The organism is Desulfosediminicola sp. (assembly GCF_048381775.1).
GTDB classification, from domain to species: Bacteria; Desulfobacterota; Desulfobulbia; order Desulfobulbales; family Desulfocapsaceae; genus Desulfopila; species Desulfopila ganghwensis.
Map to the genome: position 1 here is coordinate 325,669 of NZ_JBLXGE010000005.1, position 13,210 is coordinate 338,878.

The following is a 13,210-nucleotide window of genomic DNA, read 5'->3' on the forward strand; positions in this document are numbered from 1 at the left end:
AAATTTGCCCGCAGGGAATTGCACTGATTGCCTGATCAGGCGATCAGTGGCCTCCCTTGCCGGTGACAATATCAACGATCTCTCTGGTATCCCGTTTGATTCTATAAATATTATCCTGAATTTTGAGTAACTCCGTCCCCGGGGTTTTATAAGGAACATATTCTGGTGAGGTACGAGGAATCACCACCGACCGGGAATAGTACTCATCCCCCATAATCGACCCCCTGGTAAGCTTCTTCTGCCAACCGGGAGGCAAGCCATCACCGCGCTCAACCTTTTTCTGAAGTCCTGGCGGCAGAGCTTTACCATTGTGCTTGCCGTGATCTTTCCCCGCGAATGCCGGGCCTGCTGCCAGCAAACATGCCAGGATTACGATAATTTTTCTCATATACACCTCTATAATGATAACATTACAAAAAAAGCCGAGACGTTGTTCAGCCAACGTCCCGGCCACACTGCTGCATATAGTACATAACTTGAGATTTTTTCACAAATTCTTCAAGGCAGGATGGCCGGATTACTCATTCGAGGAATGAATAATCTTCACCACAGCTGCGCCTCACTTTACAATGCTGATGGGCAGCAGGTGAAATTCCGCCATAATGGCCATGAAAAAGAGTTAGCCGTTACCGGCACTGCCCAGCACATTGGTGTTTTTATCTTTAATGAGTGATATTAACTCATCGCGGGCAGGCCCCAGATATTTTCGTGGATCGAATTCTCCTGGATTTTCAGCGAAAATTTTTCGTATTATTGCTGTCATCGCGAGTCTGCCGTCACTGTCGATATTAATTTTGCAAACTGCTGACTTGGCTGCACGACGCAACTGCTCGGCTGGAATCCCCACTGCGCTATCCATCTTGCCGCCGTAGGTATTTATCATCTTCACATGCTCCGGAGTAACAGATGATGCGCCGTGCAGCACGATCGGATAGCCGGGGAGACGACGTTCGATCTCCTCCAGAATATCGAATCGCAAAGTTGGCGGAGGTTCACCCGGCTTCAACTTGAATTTGTATGCGCCATGCGAGGTACCAATGGAGATGGCCAGACTGTCAGCCCCACTCTTCTCGACAAATTCCTCTACCTCGTCCGGCTGGGTATAACTGGAAACTTCATGGGAAACCTCATCCTCAACACCGGCCAGCACACCGAGTTCAGCCTCTACCGTGACATCACGCTCATGGGCATATTTGACGACATCAGCAGTAAGACGAATGTTTTCCTCAAACGAGTGATGTGAAGCATCAATCATTACCGAAGAGAACCCGCTATCAATACACTCCTTTGCCAGCTCAAGGCTGCTGCCATGATCCAGATGCAGGGCAACAGGGATAGTGCTGCCCATTTCCCTGGCCATTTCGACTGCTCCTTTCACCATGCAGGGTAGAAAAACGGGGTTGGCATATTTTCTTGCACTTCCCGATACCTGAAGTATTACCGGCGAGTTGGACTCGGCACAGGCCGTGATGATGGCCTGTAGCTGTTCCATATTGTTAAAGTTATAGGCAGGAACTGCATATTGCCCTTTCATTGCATCCTGAAACATCTTCCTGGTGTTCACCAGACCAAGTTCTGTATAGGCGATCAACTTAGGCATAGTATCTTCCCTCTAAAGGTGGAGGATTAGCTCAGAGCCCTCATGAGCATTTTACTGAAAATTCAGAATACCTTTTAATTGCAGGCTAGTACCGATTAGAAGTCCAATGTAATACACAGCAGGATATTTGGTTTGAGCCACTCCCTCCCCTTACGCAGCTCCAGGCTATCATTTTTCCATTTTATTGCAAAAATCTGCAATAGTGACAACTACCATTGTTCTATCATGCAGTGATTACATGGTATCAGAGAAAATAATACCGCAAATCATCTCTTCAAGTCGGGCAACCATGTACTACCTCACTTTATCTGTAAGTTTTTTCAAGATAAACACAATTACCAACTGCCAATCAAGTTCCTGAGCTGACGCAACCACATGCCGGGTACCGGTCTTAACCGGGTAACATGCAGTAACCTTTAGTTTCTTCCCATAACCTTAATGGTCTTTTCGATCTTATGTAAATCACTCATAGACTCAATACCTGCACCAACAGTAGTAACCGCTAACACAGAAAAGGCTGTTGCTAACCGTGCACAATCAGCAAAGGATTTCTGGTCAATCTTTCCTGCAATCATGCCGCTGACCATTGCATCACCGGCCCCGGCAGTTGATTCAACAGTCACTTTCTCTCCAATGGTGTGAATGACGTCCTCACCTTCAAAAAATAGAGCACCCTCCTCTCCCATGGAAACGATCACCGTCTCAATTCCCTCGGTCAACAATTTCTGCCCGGCACTAATTACCTGCTCTTTCGACTTTAAAGTGTTACCGCAATATTCTTCCAACTCCGCCAGATTTGGCTTAATAAGATTCGGGATTTCTTTCAGGCCTTGACGATAACTTTCACCACTTGCGTCCAGGGCGACTTTCACACCGACATTCTTCAAATCCTTTATCAGGTTTGCGTAACAATCAAGCGGAATACCTTCGGGGACACTTCCGGCTAACACTGCCCATGCATAATCAGCACCAACCTCCCGAATCAAATCGTACAGATCGGTCATATCTCCGCTCCCCGGACCGATTCCCGGGAAATTAATATTGGTGGTAGTTCTGTTTTTCAGATCAGCTATCTTGATTCCTGTTCGGGTGTGCCCCTTAAGACGAAAGAACTTATCCTGTATACCCTTGCCGGAAAAATACTGACTGAAAATAAGGGAATTACCTGTGCCAAGGAAACCCGTTGCGGTCACATGCATGCCGTAATCGGCAAGAAATCCGGCAACATTAACTCCTTTACCTCCGGCATCCTCCCTTTGATCACGTACCCGATTCACTTTACTTATTGCAAAATCATCAATGTAGATAGTCTGATCAATTGCGGGATTGAGCGTAACCGTGAGAACTGATCGTGTTTTCATTACCCCACCCTCAAATAGAAAAAAAGACGGTGCCCTTCGGCACCATTTCGATACCCTGAAAGCCTGTCGCAGTATTTAACTTTTTTTCACAACTGTCCTCTCGATAATGCCGGGTTGAGCAGCTTAGAAAGCATAACGGGAAATTGATAAAGGGCTTAACCCGGCAGACTTCCAGCGCCCGTTGAGCCAAGTCACCAACTTTTGTGGTCAAAAGTTTCCTGCAATTTGCACAGAAAATACTCAAAGGCTACAAAAATATGCTAACTCCTTAATGTACCATGTCAACGGAATCGCGAGCCTTTGAGCCACCTGTAAGCAAAAGAGGCCGACGGAATGGCTGAATACCAAGCCGAACCTTCTGCTTAAACTTGTCTCTGATAATGATAAAAACTGGAATTTCGGAAGATAGAAAATCTAAAATGAGTGATCTGGCAGGGAGAAGACGGTCGGCAGCTAATCAAGAACAATGTCAGTCAGGCTATAAATTTTTCCATCACGAAACGTGAACTCCGACTTGCCTGAAAGATTTAGTGTTTCACCGGCTTTCAGGCCTTCCGGGAGGTCTATTGCCAGAACCCCGGCATATACAACCTCTATGGTGGCACTATTGGTCTTTTCGGAATAGTGCATAATTGTCTGTTTTCTTGAAGAAAACAATGTCTTGCCCTGCAAAGCGAGGGCATGGAACTCGTCAATCCCCTTGGTCTGAACGGTCACCTGACCATTTGAGATATTCTGGAATTCAACAGCCGGATGCAGCAAAGAAAGCATGGTATCTATATCAAAGGCATTGTACGCATAGACATACCGCTCCACCATGGCCTGTTTTTCGCCGGCCTTGATCCTTCGCCCACCATAATTTCTGGTATCCGGGCCACCACGTCGATGTCGTTGTGCGACAGAAGACATAATACCACTCCGAGTTGAATTTCAGTACAAAGTGGGTTACCACCTGACAATCTCCCAACAAAGCTTCTATTGCGAGTCTCTACCCTGAAGTTTACTGCAGTGTTAAAATATTATGATTTTTCCAATACTCAACCGGACGGTCTGACCGTGGATCTTCCACCATCCACACCGAAAATCTGCCCGGTTATCCAGCCGGAATCTGCAGAGAGCAAGTACCCCGTCAATCCTGCAATATCCTCAGCTGACCCAAGCCTCTTCATCGCATGCATCTGCGATATAGTTTCCACCATCTTTTCATTGACGAGAAGAGGTTCAGACAAAGAGGTCCTGACAATTGAAGGGGCAATGGCGTTAACACGGACGCGAGGTGCCAATTCTGCTGCCAGAGCCAGAGTCAGACCATTGATGGCACCTTTCGCCATTCCCACAGAAGCGTGAAAGGCAAAGCCCTGCCTCGCAGCTACACTCGAGTAGAGAACCACCGATGCACCATGTTCACTTTTTTTCAAAGCAGCTAGTCCGGTCTGCACAGCCATGGCTGCACCTATACAGTTCACCTGAAAATCCTTAATAAAATGCTCCCGGGTCAGCCTGCGAAGACTCATAAGATTAATCGTTCCTATGGAGTACACCAGGCCATCCCATGGGGCTGAGAAATCCTGCTGCACCTGGCTGAATGTTTCGCTTTGCTCTATATCGCCTACCGTATAACCTGCACCGAGCTCTTCAGCTATCGACGATAATCGCGCAATATTGCGGCCAACAAGATGTACCACGCAGCCCTGTTGGCTAAGCAGACGCGCCGTCGCTGAACCTATACCACCCGAACCACCATAGATTACCACACGCCTTTCCATATATAGCTCTCCTCAGATGTTGCACAACATCGGGCACCGCTCTTTTTCCCGATGATCCGTATGGCATGGAAGCACTCAATAAGAATGTGTCGGCATGTACTTCGTCTTCTATTATAGCGTATTATGATAAAACAGTGCAGGCAGGGAGTTCAGACCAAAACCCCGGCCAGTCATCAATCTGCTTTAGATTTTAGATTTCGAAGAGTTCCAAGGCCTTCAGTACGTGGCAGCCTCATACCACAACAGGCTGGTCTTTATATAGAATTCACAGAAAACGGTAATCTGCCAGTTTCTTCTATTATTGCTTAATTTCTCATGTTAGGCTTTTCTTTGCAACAAGAATCGACTACACGTATCTTTTTTTAGTGGTAAAAGCGACATGTTACGCAACATCCGCCCTCCACAACAAGCATTTATTCTTTTATAGACAAGGCCTTCATTAAATTGCACTCTTCTTTGGCCTGTTTTGAAAACCAACCACGCTGCTAAAAGCATCCAAGGTTACTGATCTTAGAATACGACGTGTTAATGAAACCCGATGGAGCAACTCTCTTTTTTTCTACCCCAAATTATGAATATCCGCTTCGCGGCAAAAACATTTCAGCAACAACACCAATAGATTGAGAGGCAACGGGCCGGAATCTCTCATGTGCTCTCTCATTGCCTGTTAAACAGAACAACATCATTACCTTCAACACTCAACTCGGCGTTATACTGGTTGGCCAGGTAATCAAATGTTTCTTCACTGAAAAAGCTGACATGGGTTGAATCACGAATATAATGCCAGTTTCGGAAAGCTTGCAGTCCCAGTACCCGCTTTGTCATGATACCGAGCAGACCACCATGCTTGAGCATACCAAACAGTGACTGAAATTCTTTACCAGGCTCCTTGAAATGCTCTGCCACCTCAGTCGCACAGATAAAATCATACTGCTTTTCCAGCAGTGACGGTTCATTGCGATAGAGAGGATCGTAGAGCTCTACAGAAAACCCTTGCTCTGCAAATAGTTTCGCGAGAGGCGAGCCCGGTCCGCAGCCAAAATCCAGACCGTGTGCTCCAGCGTTGAGGCGGCTGATTACAGGGCCACTCAGACGGGAAAGAAATTTTCTGTACCCGCTATCATCTTCACTGTTTTGATGAAGATCATATTCGGCCTTCTCTTTTTTTGCACTCAGCCAGAACTGTTGAGGCACAAACACCAGTTTACATTCTCGACACCTGTAATACTCCCGAGTGTCATCAGCATGGAAAAACGTTACCTCATCAGCACCGCAAAGGCGGCATACCAAACGATCAGCCATCAAGTAATCATCCATTAGTCGGTAATCTCCAACCTGAACAGGACCTTGGGGTCGTTCGGGCGAAGATAATCAGTAAATACAGGGAACCCGTCCACTTCCCCATTCCCCTCAACCAGAGTAAACCCCATACGCTGGTGGTACGCAATGGACTGCAGGTTGACGGGAGAAGTACAGGAGGTGACGACAGTTTTGCCATGCCTCTGGCAGACAGTATAATATCTCCGATATAATGCCCGGCCAACACCCTGCCTGCGGTATTCGGGCGCTACCCCTGCAAAATGTATATATGCTTCTTCGGGCTTTGACTGGGAGAAAAAGCCGACCAGAAAACCTACCAGGGTATCACTATTCTCAGCTACAAAACATGTTTCCTGAAAATGATGGAAAAATATTTTCAGCAGGCCTGAACTCAGGTCACGACCATCCCACCATTGCCGCATCACTTCGACAATACGTTGGTGATCCTCGGGAGTAGCCTGTCGTATTCGGATGTTCACTTTCATCGACTCTTCCCGGCAGCGCTTATCTTTTGCAAGACAACATTTCGCAATTTTTTCTCCAATCACCGGCGCCCTGTTCATTATTAGAGTTTTCTTGACGGGTTGAGGCTCAGGTGCGAATGGAGACCCGTCTTTTTAAAGGTTCTGAAGCCGTACCTCAAATAGAGAAATTCCGCAGGATTGCCACGAATCACCTTCAGGGTGATGAGGCTCTCCTTTTTACCGGCATAGTCAATAAGCTTTTCCAGGATCGAACTTCCAATTCCGTTCCCCTGGTATTTTTTGCCCACCTGCAATTCCGCGAGGTAGATAGAATCCCGCTCAGGTACCAGCTTGAAAAAACCCGCTCTATCCCCCTGCACCTCTATCAATTCAATAGCGGACGGTTCGAAATTCCCCCGAAACATATCCGGGTCCCAGGTGCCCACCCGCTCCACATAGCCCTTCATATTGTCGCTATAGAGCGCGTCCAGAAAAGCGAGATCATCTGCTCGCGCGACCCGTGTTGAAAAGCTCATACCACTTCTCAGCGGGACCTGCGCAAAATCTGCAAATAGAAAGATGTCTGGTTTATCTGTCATTACATCTAATGGTTCAGGATCATATATCGAAGCGACAACACCGTTTCGTGCTGGTCCATAAGCCGATTATTGAACCTGCCCGGCCGAGAGCAGTCGCGGAAAAACCTGATCACGAAAAATTGAACCGATCTCGATGCTATCTATATTCCCGGAGTTAATCCAGCAGCACTCGGCAATCTCATTTCGGGGCGATATCAGACCTTCATAACACTGAACAACGAACACGTCCATGCAGAGAGTAATTTCTTCCAGACCCGCTGCGGGAGCGGTAAATGTGGAAAAAAATCTCAATTTGGCCTCATCCACCTCTATCGAGATTTCTTCAGAGAGCTCCCGTACCAGAGCTTGTCGCGGAGTCTCGTGCCGCTCCAGCTTGCCGCCAGGTGCAAAGAAAAGAGTTTTCCCCAGGGAACGAAGCACCAGCAGCGAATTGTCCTGAACAATTATCCCGGCAGCTTTATGAAGCAATCTCGGCATATCCTATAATCTCAACCACAATCAGAGCTTATGCTGCATTCAGCTTTGCAGCGTTTTTGATTCGAAAACACTCACTTTCAGGCCGATCGATTATCAAGCATCTCTTTCAACGAATCAGGCAGATACGATCGCATCGTTGCGGTCATTTTCTTCTCATTTTTCTGCCATAGCACTCCGAGATAAATAATAACAAAACCGATCGCCGCCAATGCAATGGGAAATAACCAACTCGCCTTGAATACGCTGAAAGCGAGGTGTCCCAAATAAAAAGAACACCCAATTCCACCAAATATCACAAAAACACGCCTTGAGATCAATACCCCGAAACCGATCATTAACAGGTTAATGACGAAATAGAAAAAACGCGAAACTTCACTGCTGGAATCAAGAGAGGTCATGCCACCCCAAAAAGCCAGTACTCCGGCGAGGTACAGCCAGAATGAATAATCTGCAGACTTCCTTGATCGAAAATCAACATAGAAGGCAAAAAGAATATTGGCCAGGCCAAACCACATGGAGACATTGGCACGCAACTCCCAGTCCGGCCTGCCGCCGGCGATCATTGCAGCCAGATCCATTGAAAGATACCAGAGTGTTGCAGCGATAACCATCTGCAGAAACGGGTAGCGATAGACATAGGCCATTACGGCCCCGACCACCAATGTACCGAATTCAATATACAACCAGTGATAACGGATATAGCGATGGTAATCCTGGTACTGTGTTGAATCAGGCCACCATCCCATGGCCTGTTGCAGACCATAAATTGCCAGCGGAGTCATCGCCACGGTAAAGGTTGCACAGATCGCTGCAGGCACATGATATCCTCTTGACCTGAACATGTTGGCCATGAACACGCCGAACACAGCATACGCCATGGAGATACCGAATATTCCCCAACCACCGAAATTCTCCCAGCCGAGAGTCATGAAAACGGTCATTGCGCCGATAGCGGTCAGCCCTCCCATATAATAGAGGACATGGGTAAAGTCAAAGCGGGGCCCGGCGGTGGGATGTTTTTCTAAAAAGCTCCAGAGTCTGTCCGCCTGCTCGTTGGAGAGAATCTCAGCGCCCACCGCCTCCTGTAATTTTTTCCTGTTCAATTTCATCGCCCCACCAGACTTTCCTTAGGATTCAGAGAACTCAAGGACGGCATCACTCAAGCCTTTGCAGAAAGTTCAGCTTCAGAAGAGTGCACGACGGCCCGCCATAATTGCTCATTGTGTGATATCATCTATTCCATCAGCGTTACTCGTAATCGATTTCTGCCATTTTTCATTTTACCGGACACTTTATTTTGCAGAATATGGTATTGAAACTATTTTAAATGGGTACTGATTTAAACAGAATTCAGCATCTTTTCAATAAATGTCAAAAGTGTTGAGCAGTTATCCTTGTTTTTTTGCACAATATTTTCGGAGGCTATCCGTTGCCTGAAAGAAAAGCATTGCAGATACTACGGATAGCTGTTAGATAGAAGGTTTTTTATGTGAGTGTCGGACCAGTATAAAGCGCGAACGTTATACAACGGGTATTAAGAACATTACCTAACTATAACTAAGCGGCGCTTAGCAAGATCAGCCATGGACATGCTGAGAAATCTGGAGAGGCACTGAGCGGCGGTGGGGAGTTCCCCGATTAAGCGATAACAGGCAGAGATAGTTTTCCTTGCCTTCAGTGATACCGCCATCATTTCCCGAGTAGATGACGTCAAACGCCTCTCCAGAAGGAATCAATACAACAGCATAGGATGTACCATGTCTAACGATTTTCTTACCATAATGCCGCAGGATTTCCGTGAACTCGGTCTCACCGAACCACTTCTCCGCGCACTTGACAGCGCAGGTTATACCGAGCCGACTCCAATTCAATCCAAGATGATTCCCCATGTCCTGGCCGGAAAAGATGTTGTCGGCCAAGCCCAGACCGGAACCGGTAAAACTGCGGCATTCGCCCTGCCGCTGCTGAGTCGGATTCAGCCCGTCAAAAAGGCCAGGCCCAAGGTGCTGGTTTTAGCTCCCACCCGCGAACTGGCTATTCAGGTCAGTGATTCTTTTAAGCAGTATGGCACCAACATGAAACAGTTGCGGGTACTGCCAATCTATGGTGGCCAGGACTACGTCGGCCAGCTTCAACAGCTGGACCGCGGTGTACATGTAGTTGTCGGTACACCAGGCCGGGTTATGGACCATATTCGCCGGGGCAGCCTCGACCTTTCCACTATCGAATCCATTGTACTTGATGAAGCTGATGAAATGCTCAAGATGGGCTTTCTGGAAGACGTTGAGTGGATCCTGGACCAGGCACCGAAAGAGCGGCAAATTGCTCTTTTCTCCGCTACCATGCCGCCTTCCATCAGGCGCATTGCGGTTACTCATCTGAATGAGCCAATTGAAATTACAATCCAGAATAAGACGGCAACCGCTTCCACCATCAGCCAGCAGTACCTGATCGTGAAAAATTTTCAGCTCAAAAAGGAAGCGCTGAACCGAATCCTTGAAATTGAAGAATTTGAAGGGATGCTGATCTTTGTTCGTACCAAAATGCAAACTGTTGAGCTTGCAGAACAACTCAGTGATCTTGGCTACTCATGCGCAGCCCTGAACGGAGATATCGCGCAAAGCCAGCGAGTACGTACCGTCGAGCAGCTGAAGTCCGGTAAGCTCGATATTCTGGTCGCCACCGATGTTGCCGCACGTGGCCTGGATGTAGAACGGGTGAGTCACGTCGTCAATTACGATGTCCCCTTCGATGCCGAGGCATATATCCACCGTATCGGCAGAACCGGCAGAGCTGGTCGTGAAGGTAAAGCCATCCTGTTTCTGACCCCACGTGAGCGATCCATGCTCAAATCCATTGAGCGTGCATCCAGAAAACGTATTGAGCAGATAGAGCTGCCATCGGTTAAGGAGATTAACCAGAAACGTATTGCGGCCTATAAGAACAGAATCACAGAAACCCTTTCAGGTAACTGCGATTTTTTCTCCCAGCTGATCAGTGAATATTGCCAGGAGACTGAAACTTCTGCTGAAGATGTTGCTGCAGCCCTGGCCAAAATTGCCCAGGGCAAAACTCCACTGCTGTTGAAAGATCTTCCCAAGCCTGCGCCTCGCAAAAATTCCAGAGATCAATATGGTGAGCAGGAGCGTGGCAAACGCAGCGACAGGAAAGTTCGTGGCAAAAAACACGAGAACCACAACTCCCAGGATGGTTTCGACAGGTACCGCATAGAAGTTGGAGAAGTCCACGGTGTTCGCCCTGCCAATATTGTTGGCGCCATAGCTAACGAAGCGGATATCAGCAGTGAATATATCGGTCGCATTTCCATTTTTGAGGATTATAGCACCGTTGACCTGCCCAATGGCATGCCAAAACCGGTACTGCGCATGTTGCAGAATGTCCGTGTGAATGGCCGCCTGATGCGAACCAGAATAGCTGACGACCAGCCGGATGGTGACAATTTTGGCAACGACGGCCGCAAGACACGCAGTGACAAGCCCCGCAGAAACAACTTCAAAAAGGGCCCTCGCCAGAAAAGTCTTGCCAAGAGCAATAGCTCACGTTCAAAAGCGGCATGATCCTCTCTCCTGTATAGGAGAAAACAGATAATCCTACGGCGAGCAGAGCATTATAACTCTGCTCGCTGTTTCAATCACATTCTCAGAAATGCTGCAAAATACATTTTGTCACATCCCGGGTATCGGCCCGGCCACGGAAAAAAAACTCTGGGAAGCTGGAGTGACAAGTTGGGACCAGTGGCAGGAACCTGCACCTGTTCGCCTGCCAAACAGCAGCAGAAATGAGATTATAAGCCTCCTCGAGAACTCCGATGAGGCCCTCGACACCGACCCGTCTTTTTTTACCGAAAGACTGGCTTCCCATGAAGTCTGGCGCATATTTCCGCAATACCGGCACCAGACTGCCTATATCGATATAGAAACCACCGGTCTTGCCGAAGATGCCGACCTTACCACCATCGCCCTCTATGATGGTGCGGAGGTCAAATACTATGTCAACGGCCGCAACCTCGATGATTTCCTGAATGATATCTGGAAATACAAGGTACTGGTCAGCTACAACGGCAAATCATTCGATATCCCGTTTCTGGAAAGATATTTCAAGATCACCTTAGATCACGCCCAGATAGATCTCCGATATGTGCTTGCCCGGCTCGGCTTCAAGGGCGGCCTGAAAGGCTGTGAAAAAATGTTAGGGATAGACCGAGGTGGCCTGGAAGGAGTAGATGGCTACTTTGCGGTTCTGCTCTGGCGGGAATATGAAAGCTATAATGACGAATCGGCTCTTGAAACTCTCTTGGCCTATAATATAGAAGATACGGTAAACCTTGAGCAGTTGATGATAGAGGCCTACAACAGGAATATTTCCCAGACTCCTTTCGCGAAAGAGCTGAAACTGCCCCATGCCCTGGCACCACCCCTGCCATTTCAGGCGGATCTCACCTGCGTGGAGCGGATTAAAAGACGATACACCCTGTAAGTGCAGACACCACCATAGCGCTTCAGGTGAATCAGCTGCATATTTTGATAAGACCGTGCAATCGTTTTTTGCGCTGCCCCCGCCCCGCTAAACGGTCAGCAACCTGCCTTCGACGGCGATCATAACTTCTGTCTCACCGTACTTCCCCGGCTCACAATATTCTCTTCCCATCACATCCAGCTCATCATCTGTGCGATCCGGGGCATTGTAGATAAAGAAAGTCAGTAGGTCAAGATTCAGGCATCTCTCGTTTGTAATCATTCCGTAAGAATGTCTGAATCGCCAATGAAGCAGCGTAGATCACCAATGCTAGGCTGCAGATTCTCCCTTTCTGCAAAATTGCACTGCATCACTGTAGCTGAGGGTGGTACCGCCAAAAATATCAAGCGCACTGCCCACTGTAACGTCAAGGCGACCACTGCTCAGATCACGGATGGCCTGCAAATCGGTTAAATCCCGGACTCCACCGGCGTATGTTGCTGGAATGGGACACCACTCACCCAGCTTTTCCACCAGCACCTTTTCTATTCCGGAGCATTTCCCTTCCACATCTGCGGCGTGAATCAGAAACTCGTCACAGTATCCAGCCAGATCTTCCAGAACTTCTTTACTTATGATCACATCAGTAAACTTCTGCCAACGATCAGTAACAATGAAATACTCATCACCTCTTCTCCGGCAACTGAGATCGAGAACCAGCCGTTCACGTCCGACAGTTGCATAGAGCTTCTGCAACCGTTCCCGATCAATTTTACCCGCTGAGAAGACATATGAAGTAACGATCACATGACTTGCCCCAAAATCAAGCCACTGGGCAGCATTGTCGGCGGTAATTCCCCCACCGATCTGCATTCCCCCGGGCCAGGCTGCCAAGGCCTCACGCGCTGCCTCATCGTTACCAGGGCCCAATTTGATTATATGCCCTCCAGTGAGATTATCCCGTTTATACATCTCGGCATAATACGAGGATGGCTTTTCCGCAGTGAAGTTGGTTTTCAGTTCACCTGGCTGACTATCACTGAGTGAGGAGCCGACAATCTGTTTCACCGTGCCGTTATGCAGGTCAATACATGGTCTGAATTTCATACTGTCCCTCAAAAACAAAAAAACGGGATACCCGACAAGC

Annotated in this window: 14 protein-coding genes; 2 read left to right on the forward strand and 12 right to left on the reverse strand. The window is 47.9% G+C overall.

The window, feature by feature from the left end; genetic code table 11:
* Nucleotides 1–43: 43 nt before the first annotated feature.
* The 10 genes from ACN5NT_RS10805 to ACN5NT_RS10850 all read right to left on the reverse strand — a co-directional run bounded on the left by ACN5NT_RS10805 (nucleotide 44) and on the right by ACN5NT_RS10850 (nucleotide 8,696).
* Nucleotides 44–388: a hypothetical protein gene (locus ACN5NT_RS10805; protein ID WP_419175439.1), complete on the reverse strand. Its 345-nt coding sequence runs from the start codon at nucleotides 386–388 to the stop codon at nucleotides 44–46.
* Between the two features lie 231 nt (nucleotides 389–619).
* Entirely contained in the window at nucleotides 620–1,600 is a 981-nt protein-coding gene (locus ACN5NT_RS10810; RefSeq protein ID WP_136796334.1) for a class II fructose-bisphosphate aldolase, read from the reverse strand.
* A gap of 416 nt (nucleotides 1,601–2,016) precedes the next feature.
* Entirely contained in the window at nucleotides 2,017–2,961 is a 945-nt protein-coding gene (pfkB, locus tag ACN5NT_RS10815; protein WP_419175440.1) for a 1-phosphofructokinase, read from the reverse strand.
* 453 nt (nucleotides 2,962–3,414) lie between these two features.
* Nucleotides 3,415–3,870 carry a nuclear transport factor 2 family protein gene (locus ACN5NT_RS10820; RefSeq protein WP_419175441.1) on the reverse strand — a complete coding sequence of 152 codons (456 nt, stop codon included), beginning with the start codon at nucleotides 3,868–3,870 and terminating at the stop codon, nucleotides 3,415–3,417.
* A 128-nt stretch (nucleotides 3,871–3,998) separates the two neighbouring features.
* Nucleotides 3,999–4,727 carry an SDR family NAD(P)-dependent oxidoreductase gene (locus tag ACN5NT_RS10825; protein ID WP_136796331.1) on the reverse strand — a complete coding sequence of 243 codons (729 nt, stop codon included), beginning with the start codon at nucleotides 4,725–4,727 and terminating at the stop codon, nucleotides 3,999–4,001.
* A 657-nt stretch (nucleotides 4,728–5,384) separates the two neighbouring features.
* Nucleotides 5,385–6,044 (reverse strand): class I SAM-dependent methyltransferase, encoded by a 660-nt coding sequence (locus ACN5NT_RS10830; protein WP_217907712.1) that lies wholly within the window; start codon nucleotides 6,042–6,044, stop codon nucleotides 5,385–5,387.
* A complete protein-coding gene (locus ACN5NT_RS10835; RefSeq protein WP_419175442.1) occupies nucleotides 6,044–6,595 on the reverse strand; it encodes an N-acetyltransferase family protein in 552 nt (183 codons plus the stop codon). The genes ACN5NT_RS10830 and ACN5NT_RS10835 overlap by 1 nt, the downstream gene beginning before the upstream one ends.
* 17 nt (nucleotides 6,596–6,612) lie before the next feature.
* The gene (locus ACN5NT_RS10840) at nucleotides 6,613–7,047 is read right to left on the reverse strand and encodes a GNAT family N-acetyltransferase (RefSeq protein ID WP_419175443.1); all 435 of its coding nucleotides are present in this window, start codon (nucleotides 7,045–7,047) and stop codon (nucleotides 6,613–6,615) included.
* Between the two features lie 129 nt (nucleotides 7,048–7,176).
* Nucleotides 7,177–7,587 carry an NUDIX hydrolase gene (locus tag ACN5NT_RS10845; protein WP_419175444.1) on the reverse strand — a complete coding sequence of 137 codons (411 nt, stop codon included), beginning with the start codon at nucleotides 7,585–7,587 and terminating at the stop codon, nucleotides 7,177–7,179.
* 77 nt (nucleotides 7,588–7,664) lie between these two features.
* Nucleotides 7,665–8,696 carry a DUF2157 domain-containing protein gene (locus tag ACN5NT_RS10850; RefSeq protein ID WP_419175445.1) on the reverse strand — a complete coding sequence of 344 codons (1,032 nt, stop codon included), beginning with the start codon at nucleotides 8,694–8,696 and terminating at the stop codon, nucleotides 7,665–7,667.
* A 648-nt stretch (nucleotides 8,697–9,344) separates the two neighbouring features.
* Between ACN5NT_RS10850 and ACN5NT_RS10855 the strand changes: the two genes are divergently transcribed.
* The gene (locus tag ACN5NT_RS10855) at nucleotides 9,345–11,165 is read left to right on the forward strand and encodes a DEAD/DEAH box helicase (RefSeq protein WP_136796326.1); all 1,821 of its coding nucleotides are present in this window, start codon (nucleotides 9,345–9,347) and stop codon (nucleotides 11,163–11,165) included.
* An 88-nt stretch (nucleotides 11,166–11,253) separates the two neighbouring features.
* Nucleotides 11,254–12,084 (forward strand): ribonuclease H-like domain-containing protein, encoded by an 831-nt coding sequence (locus ACN5NT_RS10860; protein ID WP_419175446.1) that lies wholly within the window; start codon nucleotides 11,254–11,256, stop codon nucleotides 12,082–12,084.
* 87 nt (nucleotides 12,085–12,171) lie between these two features.
* Here the strand turns inward: ACN5NT_RS10860 and ACN5NT_RS10865 are convergent, their stop codons facing one another.
* On the reverse strand, nucleotides 12,172–12,345 hold the full coding sequence (locus tag ACN5NT_RS10865) for a hypothetical protein (RefSeq protein WP_419175447.1): 174 nt from the start codon (nucleotides 12,343–12,345) through the stop codon (nucleotides 12,172–12,174).
* A 48-nt stretch (nucleotides 12,346–12,393) separates the two neighbouring features.
* Nucleotides 12,394–13,170, reverse strand: coding sequence for a phosphoribosylformimino-5-aminoimidazole carboxamide ribotide isomerase (gene hisA / locus ACN5NT_RS10870; protein WP_419175448.1), 777 nt, complete (start codon nucleotides 13,168–13,170; stop codon nucleotides 12,394–12,396).
* Between the last annotated feature and the right edge of the window lie 40 nt (nucleotides 13,171–13,210).

What these genes read in the sequence shown, in the direction of transcription:
- ACN5NT_RS10840 (WP_419175443.1), bottom strand. Translation starts at nt 7,047, where the DNA reads ATGAGCTTTTCAACACGGGTCGCGCGAGCAGATGATCTCGCTTTTCTG.
- ACN5NT_RS10810 (WP_136796334.1), bottom strand. Translation starts at nt 1,600, where the DNA reads ATGCCTAAGTTGATCGCCTATACAGAACTTGGTCTGGTGAACACCAGG.
- hisA (WP_419175448.1), bottom strand. Translation starts at nt 13,170, where the DNA reads ATGAAATTCAGACCATGTATTGACCTGCATAACGGCACGGTGAAACAG.
- ACN5NT_RS10825 (WP_136796331.1), bottom strand. Translation starts at nt 4,727, where the DNA reads ATGGAAAGGCGTGTGGTAATCTATGGTGGTTCGGGTGGTATAGGTTCA.
- pfkB (WP_419175440.1), bottom strand. Translation starts at nt 2,961, where the DNA reads ATGAAAACACGATCAGTTCTCACGGTTACGCTCAATCCCGCAATTGAT.
- ACN5NT_RS10805 (WP_419175439.1), bottom strand. Translation starts at nt 388, where the DNA reads ATGAGAAAAATTATCGTAATCCTGGCATGTTTGCTGGCAGCAGGCCCG.
- ACN5NT_RS10865 (WP_419175447.1), bottom strand. Translation starts at nt 12,345, where the DNA reads ATGATTACAAACGAGAGATGCCTGAATCTTGACCTACTGACTTTCTTT.
- ACN5NT_RS10830 (WP_217907712.1), bottom strand. Translation starts at nt 6,044, where the DNA reads ATGGATGATTACTTGATGGCTGATCGTTTGGTATGCCGCCTTTGCGGT.
- ACN5NT_RS10820 (WP_419175441.1), bottom strand. Translation starts at nt 3,870, where the DNA reads ATGTCTTCTGTCGCACAACGACATCGACGTGGTGGCCCGGATACCAGA.
- ACN5NT_RS10860 (WP_419175446.1), top strand. Translation starts at nt 11,254, where the DNA reads ATGCTGCAAAATACATTTTGTCACATCCCGGGTATCGGCCCGGCCACG.
- ACN5NT_RS10850 (WP_419175445.1), bottom strand. Translation starts at nt 8,696, where the DNA reads ATGAAATTGAACAGGAAAAAATTACAGGAGGCGGTGGGCGCTGAGATT.
- ACN5NT_RS10855 (WP_136796326.1), top strand. Translation starts at nt 9,345, where the DNA reads ATGTCTAACGATTTTCTTACCATAATGCCGCAGGATTTCCGTGAACTC.
- ACN5NT_RS10845 (WP_419175444.1), bottom strand. Translation starts at nt 7,587, where the DNA reads ATGCCGAGATTGCTTCATAAAGCTGCCGGGATAATTGTTCAGGACAAT.